Source organism: Streptomyces aurantiacus, from assembly GCF_001418335.1.
Lineage (GTDB): Bacteria > Actinomycetota > Actinomycetes > Streptomycetales > Streptomycetaceae > Streptomyces > Streptomyces aurantiacus.
Map to the genome: position 1 here is coordinate 1 of NZ_LIPP01000183.1, position 15,986 is coordinate 15,986.

Below are 15,986 nucleotides of genomic sequence, written 5' to 3' on the forward strand. Positions count from 1 at the left end.
GTGAAGAGTTCGATCTGGTTGCGGTCGTTGTCCAGGAGGGTGGCCAGGCGGCGGCGGATGCCGATGTTGGCGCGCATGCGGGGGTCTTTGGCGTATTCGGCGTACATGTAGTCGCGTTCTTCGTCGGTGACCATTTCGAGGGTGAGCTCGTCGTGGTTGCGCAGGAAGATGCCCCATTGGCAGCCGGAGGGGATGGCGGGGGTTTTCGCGAGGATTTCGGAGACGGGGTAGCGGGATTCGCGGCGGACGGCCATGAAGATGCGGGGCATGACGGGGAAGTGGAAGGCCATGTGGCATTCGTCGCCGCCTGCGGTGTAGTCGCCGAAGTAGTCGACGACGTCTTCGGGCCATTGGTTGGCTTCGGCGAGGAGGACGGTGTCGGGGTAGTGGGCGTCGATTTCGGCGCGGACGCGTTTGAGGATGTGGTGGGTGGCGGGGAGGTTTTCGCAGTCGGTGCCTTCTTCGGCGAAGAGGTAGGGGACGGCGTCGAGGCGGAAGCCGTCGATGCCGAGGTCGAGCCAGAAGCGGAGGGCGGAGATGATTTCTTCGACGACGGCGGGGTTTTCGTAGTTGAGGTCGGGTTGGTGGGAGAAGAAGCGGTGGAAGTAGTACTGCTTGCGCTGGGGGTCGAAGGTCCAGTTGGAGGCTTCGGTGTCGACGAAGATGATGCGGGCGTCGGGGTATTGGTGGTCGTTGTCGGCCCACATGTAGTAGTTGCCGTAGGGGCCTTCGGGGTCGGTGCGGGAGGCTTGGAACCAGGGGTGTTGGTCGCTGGTGTGGTTCATGACGAAGTCGATGATGACGCGCATGCCGCGTTGGTGGGTGGCGTCGACGAATTCGACGAAGTCGGCGAGGTCGCCGAATTCGGGGAGGACGGCGGTGTAGTCGGAGACGTCGTAGCCGCCGTCGCGGAGGGGGGAGGTGAAGAAGGGAGGCAGCCAGAGGCAGTCGACGCCGAGCCATTGGAGGTAGTCGAGTTTGGCGGTGAGGCCTTTGAGGTCGCCGATGCCGTCGCCGTTGCTGTCCTGGAAGGAGCGGACGAGGACTTCGTAGAAGACGGCGCGTTTGAACCATTCGGGGTCGCGGTCCTTGGCGGGGGTGTCTTCGAAGGTGTCCGGGACGGGTTCGTTGACGATCATGTGGGTGACCCTCCGGTGGGCGGTGGGGACGGTCGCAGGACGGTCGTGACGTGCGCGGGCCGGTGTCCGGGGGTGAGGCGTACGTAGTTGGTCCTGCCCCAGTGGTAGACCTCGCCGGTGAGTTCGTCGCGTACCGGCACGGACGCGTGCTCGTCGAGGCCGAGGTGTGGCATGTCCAACGAGACCGTGGCCTCCTGGGTGTGATGGGGATCGAGATTCACCACCACCACAACCGTGTCCGAGCCGTCCCGTTTGCTGTACGCGAGCACGGCGTCGTTGTCGGTCTCGTGGAAATGGACGTTCCGCAGCAGGCGCAGCGCGCCGTGTTCCCGCCGGATTCTGTTCAGCGAACCGATGAGCGGCGCGATGGACGTTCCCGAACGCTCGGCGGATTCCCAGTCCCGGGGCCGCAGCTGGTATTTCTCCGAGTCGAGATAGTCCTCGGTACCGGCGCCGGCCGCGGCGTTCTCGCACAGCTCGTATCCCGCGTACATCCCCCAGGAGGGAGAGAGCGTCGCCGCCAGAACGGCCCGGATCTCGAAAGCGGGCCGGCCGCCGTGCTGGAGGAAGCCCGGAAGAATGTCGGGGGTGTTGACGAAGAAGTTGGGCCGCATATGGGCCGCCGCGTCACCGGAGAGTTCGGTGAGGTATTCGGTCAGCTCCTCCTTGGTATTGCGCCAGGTGAAATACGTGTACGACTGCTGGAAACCGGCACGTGCCAGAGCGTGCATGATCTGCGGGCGCGTGAACGCCTCGGCCAGGAAGATCACATCCGGGTCGGTGCGGTTGATCTCCGCGATGACCTGTTCCCAGAAAATGACCGGTTTCGTATGGGGGTTGTCGACGCGGAAGATCCGTACGCCGTGCCCCATCCAGAACCGCAGCACCCGGAGCGTCTCCCGCACCAGGCCCGGCATGTCCCGGTCGAAGGCGATCGGGTAGATGTCCTGGTACTTCTTCGGCGGGTTCTCGGCGTATGCGATCGTGCCGTCGGGGCGGTGATGGAACCACTCCGGGTGTTTCTCCACCCACGGGTGGTCGGGTGAGCACTGGAGCGCGAAGTCGACAGCGATCTCCAGGTCCAGCTCGGCGGCCCGGCGCACGAACGCGTCGAAGTCGTCGATCGTGCCGAGGTCGGGGTGGACGGCGTCGTGCCCGCCCTCCGGCGACCCGATCGCCCAGGGCACCCCGACATCCTCGCGACTGGCCGACAGGTTGTTGTTCGGGCCCTTGCGGAAGGTCGTGCCGATGGGGTGGACCGGAGGCAGGTACACCACGTCGAAGCCCATCTCGGCGATCGCCGGCAGCCGCCTCGCCGCGGTGCGGAACGTGCCGCTGACCGGTGGCCTGCCGGGTTCGACCACCGCGCCCTCCGAGCGCGGGAAGAACTCGTACCAGGAGCCGTACAGCGCCCGCTCCCGCTCCACCGACAGGGGGAGCGGGGCCGAGCGGGAGATCCGTTCCCGCAGCGGGTGCTCGGCGAACGCCGCGTCCACGTCAGGAGTCAGGGCGGCGGCGAGCCGGGCGGCCGGCGGCCGGGAATCGTCGCGCAGGGCGTCCGCGGCCGTCAGGACCGCCGCCCGCCCCGCCTCGTGCGGCACTCCGGCGGCGGCCCGCTCGTACAACTCGGCGCCCTCCTCCAGGACCAGGCCCACGTCGATGCCGGCCGGGACCTTGATGCGGGCGGACCGGCGCCAGGCGGACACGGGGTCCGACCACGCCTCCACCCAGTAGGTCCACTCGCCCACCGTCGTGGGTGTGACGTCGGCGCCCCAGCGGTCGGTGCCGGGAGCGAGTTCGTGCAGGGGGGTCCAGGGGCCGGCGCGGCCCTCGGGGTCGCGCAGGACGACGTTCGCGGCGACCGCGTCGTGGCCCTCGCGGAAGACCGTCGCGGAGATCTCGAAGGACTCTCCCGGAACCGCCTTCGCCGGGCGGTCGCCACGGTCGACGGCCGGACGGACATCGACGACGGGGACTCGGCCGAACGGGGCGACGGGCATACGGCCAACAGGGGGGACGCAGCCGTCGGCCGGGTTCTCGGTCATGCAATTCACCTCCGTCGTCGCTGTCGTTGCCGCTGTGGTTGTCCTTGTCCTGAACCAGAGCCGGAGCCTGCGCCCGAGCCCGGCTCCGGTCCTCGTCCTGCTCGTGGTCCGCGGTTCGCGGTTCGTCATCGTGTCGGGAGGCTTTCTTCTCTAGGTCGCGCTAGGTCGCGGGGCTCGTGGCGAGCCCGTCGGGACGCGCCGGAAGCGCGCCCTTCGGGGAGCGGCCGTTCGCCCGTTCGCGGCGACGGGCCGAACCGGCCGCCAGATAGCGCTCGGCGGCGTGCACGGCCTCGCGCGCACACCGTTTGCCCATGAGGACGCAGAGCGTGTAGCCCGTGTCCTCGAAATTGCCCCGCGCGGCACGGTCGGCGGGCGCCGCGAGCATCATGCGTTCCCAGGTCCGGTACAGCTTCAGATACCTGGCGACCTCATCTTTGGCGGGCAGCAGCATCGCACTGGTCACCTCCACTCCCTTGGGTGCGCACGGTTCGCCCGGATGTGCGTGAGGGCCGTGCACGCAGAGGCATCGACCGACTGCGGCGGCCGACACCTTCACTCATGGTGCATGCGAGTCCACTCAACGTCCTGTTGTCGCTTCAACGACATTCGGTCGTCTCTCGGGTTGCACGAATGGAGTACCACTCGCACCCTGGGAATGACTCAGAAGCGATCACTGCTCACGCTCTGCATTCAGAGCTCGGCCCACCGGGGCGAGGAGGAGCGAGAGCTTCGCCGGTGAGGAGCCAACGACGATGAAGACCGTAGTGCCCTGCTACTACCACCTCGACGTGGAAGTCAGTCCGGAGCGGGTCGATCAGGTCAGGCGCATTCTGGCCGCCCATCTCCGGTACTGGGACCTGGAGAACCTCGTCGAGCCCGTCTGCCACTGCGCCGAGAAGCTGCTGCGAACGATCGCGGCGCACGCGACGGACAAGAACACCACGCTTGAGATGTGGTGGAACGGCCAGCACCTCATCACCGCGATCGCGGACATCGACGGGGAGTCCCACCCGCAGTCCGCGACATGGGGCTGCCTGGCCCACATCGCCGCGCTGAGCGACGGCTGGGGGTGGTGTGCCACGGGCAGCGGCGGAAGGATCGTCTGGTTCTCCCGCCGGGTCCGCGCCATGGAACGCGCCCCGCTGGTCCCGCCCGTACCCGAGCCCAGCCTGCGGGAAGCCTTGCGGACGCCCCGCGAGCTGCCCGTACCGGTCCTGGCGGGCCCGGTGCCCGAGGACCCCCTCGTGGGTGCGGCGCTCGGCGGCGCCCCCTCCGGCGATCCCGGAGAGGGCGCGCTCAGAACCGTGGTGCGCCGGCCGGTCGTGGCCGGGACCGGGGCCAGGTGAGTCACGCGAACGCGTACGACGGAACCTCGCGCATTACGGCATCCGGGTAGGACCGCCCGTCGGCCCGCGACCACTTCGGTGGCCGCGGGCCGACGGCCGTCCTGCCCGTTGCCCGTGCCGGACGGGAAGGAACGGTCGTCCGGCACGGCGGTGGACCAGGTGGACCCGTGCGGTGGCCAGGGTCCACCGCGGACCCGGGCGCGGACCGGATCAGCCGATCCGGGCCTCCCCGTAGGGGACCAGCCGGACCGGCCCCAGCAGCCCGTACGCTCCCCGGGCCACGCCGCCGTACACCGCGGGGTCGCTGACCCGCAGCCGGTTGGCGAGCGGGGTGGCCACCTCGACCTCGATGACGTTCGCGCCGCGCCGGAGCAGACCGCCCAGATCCACCACAGGATGGATCTGGTCGACCGGGTCGAGCCGGTGGCCGTTGACCGTGACCCGGCAGGTGTCGGTGACCGCGCCCAGCTCCAGACGCGCGCCGTACCCGCCGGTCCAGCCGCGGCCGAGGGTGACCGTGGTGCGGTAGCGGCCGATGCCCGAGACGTCGGCGAGTTCGGGAATCTGCGACCAGGGCACCAGCGCGTCCAGCGTCAGGTCGTGCTCGACGACGGTGGTGCGGGTGGCCGAGGCGCCGGGCCGCCAGTCCTGGACGCTCAGACGCCACGAGGCCGGTGCGATCGGCTCCGGGATGTCCTTGAGCGAGGTGCTGACGGCGCGCCCCTTGGAGAGCACGGTCCGGTACGTGCCCGCGGCCGTGGCCCGCACGGTGAGGCCCGCGTCCGTGAAGCGCGCCTCGTCGGCCTCGCTGTCGACGACGTGCGGGCGGGCGCCGTTGCGGTCGCCGAAGAGGCCCGGCCGGCCGATCGCCACGATGAGGGTCTCCGCGGGCTCAAGGGTGACCCGCACGGTGACCGAGTCGCCGTCCTCGGTGTAGCGGGCGACGCGCTCGGCCTTCCCCGTCCAGGGGTCCAGTACGTACGGCACCCCCTTGGCCGTGGTGCGGTGGAGGGTGACCTCGTGGTCGACGGCGGCGACCGGCGGCTTGACGGTCTCGGCGTGCTTGCCGTTGCACAGGTAGTAGTAGTCGACGCCGTCGGCCGTCCGGTGGGCGTTGAGGAGGGTCGAGGCGCTCGCGTACCCGACGTCGGGCCGCACCCCGAGCGCGGTGAGCGCGTCGCCGACCGCGGCCTTGTCGGTGACCTTCCGGACCAGTGGCTGGGCCAGCAACTCCTTGACCACGGACAGCAGTTCGTCGCTCTCGCCGCTGTCGGGGACGCCGGACGGCACCACCGTGTCCCAGGCGCCGAGGAGGACGACCGGCAGTCCGGCGCGGGTGAGCCGCAGCAGGGCGCGCGCGTCCCGCAGGGCGAGGGTCACCGTGGAGCCGTAGAAGAAGTCGCCCTCGACGAACAGGGCCTTGTAGGCGGGCCCGTCGGGGGCGAGCCGTCCCTCGCGCACGGTGGCGGAGGGCAGGTCCAGGAGCGGGCCGCTGAGGAACTGGTGGGTCCAGCCGAGCGTGATGCCCGTGGCGGTGAACCAGGAGGCGCCGATGCCGGTGGCCGAGTAGCCGGTCTGCCGGAACACCGCCACGTCCGCCTTGGCCCGGCCGGTCTGCAGGACCTGGTGGACACGGCCGAGGTAGCCGGAGACGTCCGAGACGTGGGTCCAGGTGGGATGCCTGGGACCCCAGGACTCGCCGTAGCCGGCCACGCCCTTGTACGGGGTGAAGGCCGCGTATCCGGGCCAGTTGACGCCCGGGAACTCGGCGTAGGAGAAGCCGTGGACGACGGTCTGGTTGACTCCGGCGGCGTAGGCGCCGCCCATGGTGCGCAGGAACCTCTGCCATGTGGTGCTGTAGGCACTGCCCGTGTACGCGCCGGCCTCGCACGAGAGCACCGTGTGCCCGGCCATGTCACGGCCGCCGGCCAGGCACCGGTAGTCGTCGAGGTTTTTGAAGCCCAGCGACTCGCCCTCGGCGATGTCGAGGATCGCGGCCGTGGCGATGGCGTCGGTCTGCAGACCGTAGGGCTGGGAGCGCAGTTGCAGTCCCAGCGAGTGGGCCCAGGTGCGCAGCGCCGTGAAGTGGTGCTTGTTGACGAGGGTGGAGACCGTCTCCCAGAAGTCGTGGCGGATCTGGCGGGTGACGGCGGCCTCGAACGCGTACACCTGGTTGCTGTTGTCGAGGATCAGGGCGGGCAGGAGCGGCAGCAGGGAGCGGCCGGTGTGTTCGAGGAACGCGTCGGGCAGGCCCGGCGTCCACTGGAGTCCGTCGGTCTCCAGCTCGATGGAGTCCTCGAAGAGCGCCCCGCCGGAGACCTTCAGCAGCCGGCGGACGGCCGGCGTGAGGATGTGCGCCTCCCAGAAGTCGGTCACCGCGCGCGTGCCGGCGGCGCTGAAGTGGTCGACGACGTAGGCGGGCGGGTCGGTGTGCGGTCCGGCTTCCGGAGTCTGGCCGGAGCCGCGCACCCAGTACGCGATCACCACCCAGGTGCCGTCGTCGGGCGCGGTCCAGTTCAGGGCGCCGTCGGTGACGTCGGAGGTGAGATCGCGGACCGAGGCCAGGTCGAGGCCGGTCTCCTTGCGGGTGGAGTTCGCGGTGTTCACCCGGGCCGCCTGGACCAGCAGCAGCCGCTGCTCGCGCACGCCGGAAGCCGCCTCGTGGACGGGCTTCGGAGCGGGGCCGGTGAACGTGGCGCCGGGGGCGACGGTCGCCGCTCCGTGGGCGAGTTCCTTGACGGCGGCTTCGCTGTCGGGGGTGATGCCCGGAACGGCGGCGGGCCAACTGGGTCCGACGGTCAGGTCGATGGTGAGACCGCGACGCGCGGCCTGGCTCAGCGCGGCCTCGACTCCCGTGACCCAGGCGGCGGTTCCCCAGCCGTGGCGGGCCGTGTCCAGTGCGGCGGTGTCGGTGACGCTGTGGTGGACGGCGGCTATCTCGGCGCCGCCGAACCCCGCGTCGGCGATCTGGTCGATCTCCCGTCTGATCTCGTCGGGCCGTACGAGGCCGTCGGGCCACCACCAGCGGAACTTGGGGCGCACCGCCCGGCCGGGATCGGCGAAGGGCAGAGCGGGAGAGGCGCCGGTGGCACCCGCGGTGGCGGCCGAGGCGCGACCGGGCGCCGCCCAGTCGACGGCGCCGGCGGCGGCTGCGACGGCCGCGGCGGCGAGGAGGGTTCGGCGCGGGACACCCGTCCGGTGAACTGAGGTGAGGTCGTTCATGGTTCCTGTTCCACTGTCGGCGGGCAGCACAAAGAGGACCCCCTTGCGGGGCCCAGGGCGTTGAATCGTTTTAATCGCTGTGAAAGTAAGACGCTGGATCAAGGGGCGTCAAGAAGCGTGCACGACACAAATAAGCCGGCGGGCCGCGGTGGCGGTCGGCTGATACCGTCCTATGCCGGCTGCCTGGCCGGTGGAGGGCTGGTCGCGCAGTTCCCCGCGCCCCTGGGAGAGTGGGGCTGCGCCCCTACTCTCCGGCCCGCCCGGCGACCCTCACAACGGCACGGCGGTCTTCACCCGAAGACGTTGTCCGCCTCGTCCCAGTTGTAGGGATCGGCGGGTGCCAGGCTCCGGGGGGCTCGCGAGGACGACTGGTACATCGCCTCGATCTCGGCGGCGTACCGCTGCCCGATGGCGTCCCTGCGCAGCTTCATCGACGGGGTGAGCAACCCGTTGGCCAGGTCGAACGGCTCGGGCAGTACCCGGTACACACGAATGGACTCCACGTGCGGCACGGTGGAGTTGGCCGCGCCCACCACGCGGTTGATCTCCTCCCGCAGGGCGTTCTCCTCGCGCAGTACGCGGTCGTACGCCTCGCCCGGCACGGTGTGGACCGAGCGCCAGTACGCGAGGTACTCGGCGTCGAGGGTGATCAGGGCCCCCACGCAGGGCCGGTTGTCGCCCACGACCACCGCCTGGTGGATGAGCGGATGGACCCGCAGACGCTCTTCGAGCGCCGCGGGAGCGACACTCTTGCCGCCGCTCGTGACGACGATGTCCTTCTTGCGGCCGATGACGCTCAGATAGCCCTCGTCGTCGAGCCGGCCGAGGTCGCCCGTGGCGAGCCAGCCGTTGTGGAACGCGGCCTGGTTGCCCTCCTCGTCGTTGATGTAGCCCTGGAAGACCGAGGGCCCCCGCACGAGGATCTCCCCGTCCTCTGCCACCTGGATCTCCGTGTCGGGCAGGGCCTGCCCCACGGTGCCGAGTTTCTCCCGGCCGACGGGCTGGGCCGTGATGCCGCCGCTCGTCTCGGTGAGCCCGTAGCCGTCGTGGACCGGGATACCGATTCCCGAGTAGAAGAGGGCCAGTTCCCGGTTGAGGGGGGAGCCGCCGGACACGGCGCCGCACACCTTTCCGCCCAGTGCCGCGCGGAGCTTCCGGTACACCGTCTTGTCGTACAGAGCGTGTTGCAGGCGAAGATCGAGGCCGGGCCCCGGCCCTGCTCCCAGCCGTTGCCGCTCGGTGGCCGCGGCGAACTCCTGCGCGGTGCGCACGGCGCGCTCGAACACGGCTCCGCGGCCGGCCTCTTCGGCCTTGCGCAGGAAATTCTTGTAGAGCTTCTCGAAGACGAACGGTACGGCGTAGAGATAGGTCGGCCGGAAGGACAGCAGGGCGTCGGCCAGTGTCTCCGCGCGCAGGTCGGGTTCGTGGCCCATGAGCATGCCGCCGCGCATGCACAGCCCCTGGACCATCAGGCCGTAGACGTGCGAGAAGGGCAGGAGGGCCAGCACGGTCGGCTGCTGCCCCGACGGCGCCGTGGTGTGTCCCCACCCGGCCAGCAGCGTGTCGCAGGGGCTGCCCAGGCTGCTGTGGCTCAGTGCGCAGCCCCTGGGGTGCCCCGTCGTGCCGGAGGTGTAGGCGATGACGGCGGTCGAGTCGGGCAGCACGATCCGGCGCATGGACTCGACGGTGGTGACCGGTACCGACAGGCCCGACTCGGCCAGGTCCGCCAGGGCCCCGGCGTCGAGCTGCCAGACGTGCCGCAGGGCGGGCAGTGCGGCGCACACCGAGCCGACCGTCATGATGCCCTGCTCGTCCTCCACCACCACGGCGACGCAGCTCGCGTCCTGGAGGATCCACCCCACCTGTTCGTGCGAGGACGTCGGGTGGATCGGAACGATCTCGGCGCCCACCGTCCACAGCGCGTAGCTGAGCACGGTCCACTCGTAGCGGGTGCGGGCCATGACGGCCACGCGGTGGCCCGGGAAGATCCCGGCCGCGATGAAGCCGCGTGCGACGCCCACCACTTCGTCCCGCAACTCGATCGCGGTGACCGGCGACCAGACCGGGGGAGAGGTGTCGGAGCGGCGTGCCAACTGCTGGAGGAGCGGGTCGCGTTCCGCAGTCTCGAAGAGACTGTCGGCGAGCCCTCCCTGCATCAGTAAGGGGGCCTGTCTGGATATTTCCAAGGGGTGCATGTGCCGCTCCAGAATCTCAGAGCGCCCCTCCGATGGAGTCCGGAATCGAGGGCGTTCGAAATCTAGCCCACGACGGCGGGGGTTGGGTCACGAACGGTCGATCATCCTGACCTGATTGTCACCGAGCCACTGCGGTCCGTCGAGCAGGAAGTGGTTCTTCTGCCGGAGTGCCCCTTATCTGTACGCGGGCACCGGCATGGGCGGGCCGGAAGGGGCATGGGCGGGCGGTGCAGGGGGCATGGACGGGTATGGAGGGACCGGATGGGAGCGGAGAGGCCGGACGGGCTGGACGGGCGGTCCGCTCCGCCCCTCATTACGATGAAATTGCAGTAGTTGCAGTAGTTGCAGAAATTGCGATGAAGGAGACCGTCGGGCCGGCCGGCGGTCCGCGTGCGAGGGGGCCGACCGACGTCAGGAGGGCCGCCGTGAGCACGATCGCGGTGAAGGCCGCCCGGCTGAGGAGCGGGCTCGTCCTCCCGTACGCGGAGGCCGGCTACCCGGAAGGCGTTCCCGTCGTCTTCGTGCACGGCCTCGCGGACTCCTGGTGGACGTTCGAGCCCCTGCTCAGACAGCTGCCCGCCGCGCTGCACGGGTACGCCCCCACCCAGCGCGGCCACGGCGACGCCGAACGGCCCCCGGACGGCTACGCTCCGGAAGACTTCGCCGGCGACCTCGTGGAATTCCTCGACGCCGTGGGCGTCCGCCGTGCCGTCCTGGTCGGTGCGTCGAGCGGCGGGGTGGCCGCGCGGCTGGTCGCGGGCAGCCACCCGGACCGGGTGGCGGGCCTCGTCCTGGCGGGCGTTCCGGCCACCCTCGCCGACAAGCCAGGGGCGGCGGCCCTGGGGGAGAAGGCCAAGAAGCTCGCCGACCCCGTGCCGCGCGCCTTCGTCGAGGAACTGCTCGGCGGCCTCACGGACCGGCCGCTGGGCCGCGGACTCCTCGCGACGATCACCGAGGAGAAGCTGAAAGTGCCCGCACGGGTCTGGCGGGACACCGTGCGCGGCCTGCTGGAGACGGACCTCGCGGCCACACTGAGGGGCATCCTCGTCCCCACGCTCGTGCTCTGGGGCGACGCCGACAGCGTCCTGCCGCGCGCCGATCAGCAGCGGATCGTCGACACGGTCTTCGACGCGCGGCTCGTCGTGTACGAGGGTGCCGGTCACGCCCTGTACTGGGAGGAGCCCGAACGGCTCGTCCAGGACATCGCCGCCTTCGCCGCCGCGGTCCTGCCGGACCGTCCCGACGGCGACGCTCCCGGCAGAGCCGGGACGCCGCCGCCCCCGGACGGTCGGGCAGGCTCACCGAAGTGACGGTGGCCAGGACCGCGGGTGTGACGCCCGATCAGGCGTTGGGGTCGAACGCGATCCCCGACGGCTTGGCCGACGCCAGGTGCGAGTTGAACGTGCTGTCCTTGATGCCGAGCGTCGCACTGCCGAAGTTGTACGACGTCAGGGTGTCACGTATCCCGGCCGGATAGCCGTTCCAGCCGACCAGCGGCGGGTACTGCCAGGTCCCCTTGTGGTTCTCCGGCGGCTCGTCGTTCGCGGTCGCGGAGCGGAAGCAGTGCGTGCTGATCCCGTCCTTGTGGTACACGATCTTGGCGTGTGTCCCGTCCCAGCGGATCGCCGAACGGTTGTGGATCACGAACGAGCCGTGCTCGGACGTCGAGACGTACTCGGCCTGGTTGTTCTGCACCCAGACCACGACGTGCTCCCAGTCGTGCCGATGCCCGCCGAGCCCGCTGCCGGCCACGGCCTGGTCCTTCTCGAAGTAGGAGGCGTAGACGATCGCGCACCAGCCGTTGTTGCACTTGGAGCGCGAGTAACCGTTGGTGTTGTCCAGGTCCGAGGCGTCCCGGCACTGGCCGTTGAGGGCGCCGCTCGGGTTCAGTCCGCCGTTGACGGCCCCGCCCGGGCCGATGGCCGGCGTGGCGTAGCAGCCGTCCGTGTCGTAGTCGTAGGCGGGCTGGTACGTCTGGTCCAGTGCCTCGGCGTTGGCGGGCAGGGCGCCGGGTGGCGCCGCCAGGGCGGTGGCCGGGAAAGCGAGGACCAGAGCGGCGGCGCCCGCGAGGACGCCGAGCGACCTCCGTCCCAGGCGCCGTGATCCGAAGAGCTTCGATACCGGTCTGCCGTTCACAAGCGTCCTCCTCATCGGCCTTGTGCAGGCCAACGCCCTGTATGACATGTCCAGCTCAGGGTTGCTGGTTTTCCCGCCCGTGCCAAGAGGACCCAGGAGGCGCAACGGTTACGGAGTGCCGAACAGTTGTGGCTCGTCCGGCCCAAGAACGTCACGGACGACGGGGGTTGATGGAAAGCTGTGCGGCATGAGCGCGCCGCGGACCACCCGGCCCGAGGGTGGCCGGCACACCGCCCTCCACCCGCCCGAACCGACGGACACGGCCGAACGACCCGCCGCGTCCGCGGAGTTGACGCGGCACGCGCTGCACTCATGGCACGGGTGGCACGGCTGGCACGAGTGGTACGTGCGGCACCGGCGGTGGTGGTACGCGCTGGCCGTCGTCGCTCTCCTCGCCGAGATGGCGGTCGCGATGGTCACCACCGCCGTCGAGCAGACCCCCACCATCGACGAACCGGTGTACGTGGCCACGGCCGAGGTGTACCTCAAGGAACACAGCTTCCGTTACAACCCCGAACACCCGCCGCTCGGCAAGCTGATCATCGCGTCCGGCCTGGTGTTCACCGACGCGCGCCTCGACTCCGGCTTCGTCGGCAGCCAGACGGCGCTCGGTCGGCACGTGCTGTACGAGTCGGGCAACGACCCCGGGCACCTCATGCTGTACGCGCGCCTCCCGGTGATCGTCCTGACGCTGCTGTTCGGTCTCGTGGTCCTCGCGTTCGCCCGCGACCTCACCGGCCCGGCAGGCGGGCTCGTGGCCCTCGCCCTGTACGCGTTCTCCCCGGACGTCATCGCGAACGGTTCGCTGGCCACACTCGACGTGCCCGCGGCCGGATTCCTGCTCACCTGCGTATGGCTGCTGTGGCGGGCCCGGCGGCGACCGTACTTCTACCTGCCGCTCGCCGGAGTGGCCCTGGGCGCGGCGACGGCCACGAAGATGAGCGTGCTGCCGGTGATCCCGGTGCTGATGCTGCTGGCGGTCCTGTCGTTCCAGCACGCCGGCCGCACTCAGAACTCCGACGCCCGTGCCCGTGTTCGTGCCCGGATGCACCTCGTCGCGTACGGGGTGGCCGCCGCCGTCGGTATGGCGCTGGTCGCGGTCGCCGTCGTGTGGGTCACGTACCTCGTCGTCGACCCACGGCTGCGCTGGACGGCGCCCGAGAACGTGCCGGACATCCGCGGGATGCGCGGCCGGGTCGCGGCATGGCTGCCGTTCCCCGAGGCCTACCGGGACGGCATGCGCGTCCAGTTCGGCTTCGAGTACGACATCTGGCAGGGCTTCCTCTTCGGACGGCTGTACGAGGGCTCGCTCTGGTACTACCTGCCGGCCGCGCTCCTGGTGAAGACACCGCTCGGCATGCTCGCGCTGTGGACGGCGGGCGCCGTAGCGCTCCTGGCCGTGCGCCGGCTGCGCCCCGCCGTTCCGTACGTGCTCGTCCCCGCGGCCCTGCTGCTGGGCGTCTCCATGAACGGTGCCCGGGATCTCGGCGTACGGTACGCCGTGTTCATGCCGATGTTCCTGGCCGTCGGCGCCTCGGCGGTGACGCTCTTCCGCCGTCGCCCCGCCCACTGGGCGACGGTGGCACTGGTCTGCTTCGTGGCGGTCAGCTCGCTGCGCACGTACCCGTACTACCTGCCGTACTCCAACGAGGCGTTCGGTGGTCCTTCGAAGACCCATCTGCGGCTGCACGACTCGAACGTCGACTGGGGTCAGGATCTGGGCCGCCTCGCGGACCACCTCCGGCGGCACCATCCCGGCGAGCGGGTCTGGCTCGTCCACAAGGGCGCGGGCGTGCCCTCCTCCTACGGCATCGACGCGTCCGATCCGCTCAAGGCCCCCCTCGGCGAGGTGCACGGGCTGCTCGTGGTGTCCGACTCCTCGGCGGCGAAGGCCGACGGGCGGCTCGCCGCCCTGCTCGACACCAGTACGCCGATCGACGAGGTCGGCCACTCGATCACGCTCTACAGGCGCCGCTGATGGCGAGAGCCACGGGCGAACGGCCCCATCGCATCCGCCACTTCGACCACTTCGACCCGACCGGTTCGGCGCGTCCGCCGGTATCGTCGGATCCATGACAATGCGTCGGACGGGTCTCAAGAGGAGACGCGGCGCGGTCAGGGCGATGGTGACGGCCCTCCTGTGCGTACTGGTGGCACTCCCCGCGAGAAGCGGCGCCGCGTCCGGGGCGGCCGCCGTACCGGACACCTCACGGGGCCACTACGCCGGCCATGTCGGCTACGTCGGCACGTTCAACATCTACGGGAACATCGGCCACCGGGGCGACGCGGGCGACTGGATCAGGGACGAGGCCGACGCCATCTCGGAACTCACCCTCGGCGACATGGACCGGTGGCTGTTCATCGGCCTCCAGGAGGTCTGCCAGGCCCAAGGAGAGCGGTTGGCGCGGGAGTTGGGCATGCGCAGCGCCTTCGTCGACACCGGCACGGACTGCGCCGACGGCCAGCCGTACGGGAACGCCCTCCTGTTCCACGAGGCCGTGCGGATCCTGCCACCGGCACTGCTGCCCAACACGGACGGCAGGGGCGGGGAGCGGGGCATCATCTGTGCCGTCGTCCGTGCTCCGGAGAGTCCGGATGGGGCGTACAGGTCGGACGGGTCGGGCCGGTCGGGGCCACCCGTCACGGCATGCAGTACGCATCTGAGCGTCGGCCGCACGCGGGACCGGGAACGGCAGGAGCAGACCGAGTTCATCCATGACGACTGGAAGCCGGACGGCACGCACCCGCTCGGCGCCGACGGCCCGGTCGTCCTGGCGGGCGACCTGAACGCGCCGCCCGACGCGCGCGAGCTGGACGTGTTGTACGGCGGCGACGGCAGCGAGGCGAGCGGCCCCCCGGAGAGCGGACCGCCGTACACCCGGCCGACCTACGACGACGGCCGCAAGATCGACTACTTGTTCACGTGGGGTGAGCGGAGTGCCGGGCGATGGCACCGCACCGGCACGCGCCGGACCGTCAACTCGGATCACAGCTTCTACTACAGCGAGTTGTCGACAGGGACCGGATGAAGCGACCGGACACCGGATGAAGCGACCGGACAGGGGCCCGAACGGCCGTATCAGCCGGGGCCTGCGGTGGCCCGGCCCGTAGCGTGACCACGGCAGGTGCGGATCCCGTGACACGAACCCCTGACCTCCTGGTGGCGCGATGTGCTGGAGTGCGACGGCCGACCTCGTGGCGGGCTGCGGCATCGCGGCCGTCGGAGTGGCCTGCGTGGCGCGGACCCGCAGAGCGGCCGATCTGCCCATGGCCGGACTGCCCCTGCTCCTGGGCTTCCACCAGATCGTCGAGTCGCTGGTCTGGCGTTCCGGTGGTGGCACGGGACCCGCCACCGTGACCTGGGCGGCGATCGCCCTTCCCCTGCTCGCGGTGTGGGTGCCGGTGAGCGTGCTGTGCGTGGCGCCGCCGGGTGCCGTGCGGCGGCTGATGCTCCCGCTCGTCGTCGGACTCGCCACCGCGGCCGTGCTCTCGTACCGACTCGCCACCCATTCCGTGCGGGCCGAGATCCGCGGCCACACCGTCGGCTACGCCGTCTCCCTGCCCGGCGCGGAGGTACTCGTGGCGGGCTATCTGCTGGCCACGATCGGCTCGCTGCTGCTCTGCGGCGACCGGCTCCTGCGGGCCCTGGGCGTCCTGGTGGCGGTGGGCGCGGTGACCTGCTGGGCGCTGTGGCGGGCGGAGTTCGTCTCGACGTGGTGCGCGTTCGCGGCGGTGTGCTCGCTGGTCGTGTACGGCTGGGTGCGCGAGCGGTCCGGGCCGGCGAGCGTTCCCCGGGTGCCCGCCGGACCGTGACGGCGAGCGATGGCCGCGACACCTACCCTGCCTCGTCGACGGGCCTCGTCAACGGGCCTCGTCGACGGGTCCTGTCGACGGGCCCCGTGG

Annotated in this window: 10 protein-coding genes and 1 pseudogene; 5 read left to right on the top strand and 6 right to left on the bottom strand. The window is 70.5% G+C overall.

Annotated features, from left to right (window positions below):
• The 3 genes from treS to AOK01_RS23685 form a co-directional block, all read right to left on the bottom strand.
• Nucleotides 1-1,139: maltose alpha-D-glucosyltransferase (gene treS / locus AOK01_RS23675; RefSeq protein ID WP_055514956.1), on the bottom strand; the 1,139-nt coding region annotated here is incomplete at its 3' end.
• Entirely contained in the window at nucleotides 1,136-3,139 is a 2,004-nt protein-coding gene (locus AOK01_RS23680) for an alpha-1,4-glucan--maltose-1-phosphate maltosyltransferase (RefSeq protein ID WP_055515056.1), read from the bottom strand. The genes treS and AOK01_RS23680, both read right to left, overlap by 4 nt.
• Nucleotides 3,140-3,344: 205 nt before the next feature.
• Nucleotides 3,345-3,635 carry a DUF5133 domain-containing protein gene (locus AOK01_RS23685; RefSeq protein ID WP_055514958.1) on the bottom strand — a complete coding sequence of 97 codons (291 nt, stop codon included), beginning with the start codon at nucleotides 3,633-3,635 and terminating at the stop codon, nucleotides 3,345-3,347.
• Between the two features lie 301 nt (nucleotides 3,636-3,936).
• Here AOK01_RS23685 and AOK01_RS23690 point away from each other — a divergent pair.
• Nucleotides 3,937-4,407 (top strand): annotated as a pseudogene (locus AOK01_RS23690) (pep a2); the annotation flags it as partial.
• A gap of 333 nt (nucleotides 4,408-4,740) precedes the next feature.
• On the opposite strand, the gene AOK01_RS23695 reads toward AOK01_RS23690, so the two are convergent.
• Together AOK01_RS23695 and AOK01_RS23700 are read right to left on the bottom strand one after the other, a co-directional pair.
• Nucleotides 4,741-7,752 (bottom strand): glycosyl hydrolase, encoded by a 3,012-nt coding sequence (locus AOK01_RS23695; RefSeq protein ID WP_055514960.1) that lies wholly within the window; start codon nucleotides 7,750-7,752, stop codon nucleotides 4,741-4,743.
• A 290-nt stretch (nucleotides 7,753-8,042) separates the two neighbouring features.
• Complete coding sequence (locus AOK01_RS23700) at nucleotides 8,043-9,947, bottom strand: AMP-dependent synthetase/ligase (protein WP_055514962.1); 1,905 nt, start codon at nucleotides 9,945-9,947, stop codon at nucleotides 8,043-8,045.
• Between the two features lie 425 nt (nucleotides 9,948-10,372).
• On the opposite strand from AOK01_RS23700, the gene AOK01_RS23705 reads away from it, so the two are divergent.
• Nucleotides 10,373-11,257 (top strand): alpha/beta fold hydrolase, encoded by an 885-nt coding sequence (locus tag AOK01_RS23705; RefSeq protein WP_157871464.1) that lies wholly within the window; start codon nucleotides 10,373-10,375, stop codon nucleotides 11,255-11,257.
• 31 nt (nucleotides 11,258-11,288) lie between these two features.
• Here AOK01_RS23705 and AOK01_RS23710 read toward each other — a convergent pair whose 3' ends face one another.
• Nucleotides 11,289-12,083: an NPP1 family protein gene (locus AOK01_RS23710; RefSeq protein WP_382033400.1), complete on the bottom strand. Its 795-nt coding sequence runs from the start codon at nucleotides 12,081-12,083 to the stop codon at nucleotides 11,289-11,291.
• Between the two features lie 400 nt (nucleotides 12,084-12,483).
• On the opposite strand from AOK01_RS23710, the gene AOK01_RS23715 reads away from it, so the two are divergent.
• From AOK01_RS23715 to AOK01_RS23725, 3 genes are all read left to right on the top strand, one after another.
• Nucleotides 12,484-14,061, top strand: a complete 1,578-nt coding sequence (locus AOK01_RS23715; RefSeq protein ID WP_245702388.1) for a phospholipid carrier-dependent glycosyltransferase — start codon at nucleotides 12,484-12,486, stop codon at nucleotides 14,059-14,061.
• A 94-nt stretch (nucleotides 14,062-14,155) separates the two neighbouring features.
• On the top strand, nucleotides 14,156-15,112 hold the full coding sequence (locus AOK01_RS23720) for an endonuclease/exonuclease/phosphatase family protein (protein WP_107099899.1): 957 nt from the start codon (nucleotides 14,156-14,158) through the stop codon (nucleotides 15,110-15,112).
• Between the two features lie 139 nt (nucleotides 15,113-15,251).
• Nucleotides 15,252-15,896 (top strand): DUF6629 family protein, encoded by a 645-nt coding sequence (locus tag AOK01_RS23725; RefSeq protein ID WP_055514969.1) that lies wholly within the window; start codon nucleotides 15,252-15,254, stop codon nucleotides 15,894-15,896.
• The last annotated feature ends 90 nt before the right edge of the window (nucleotides 15,897-15,986 follow it).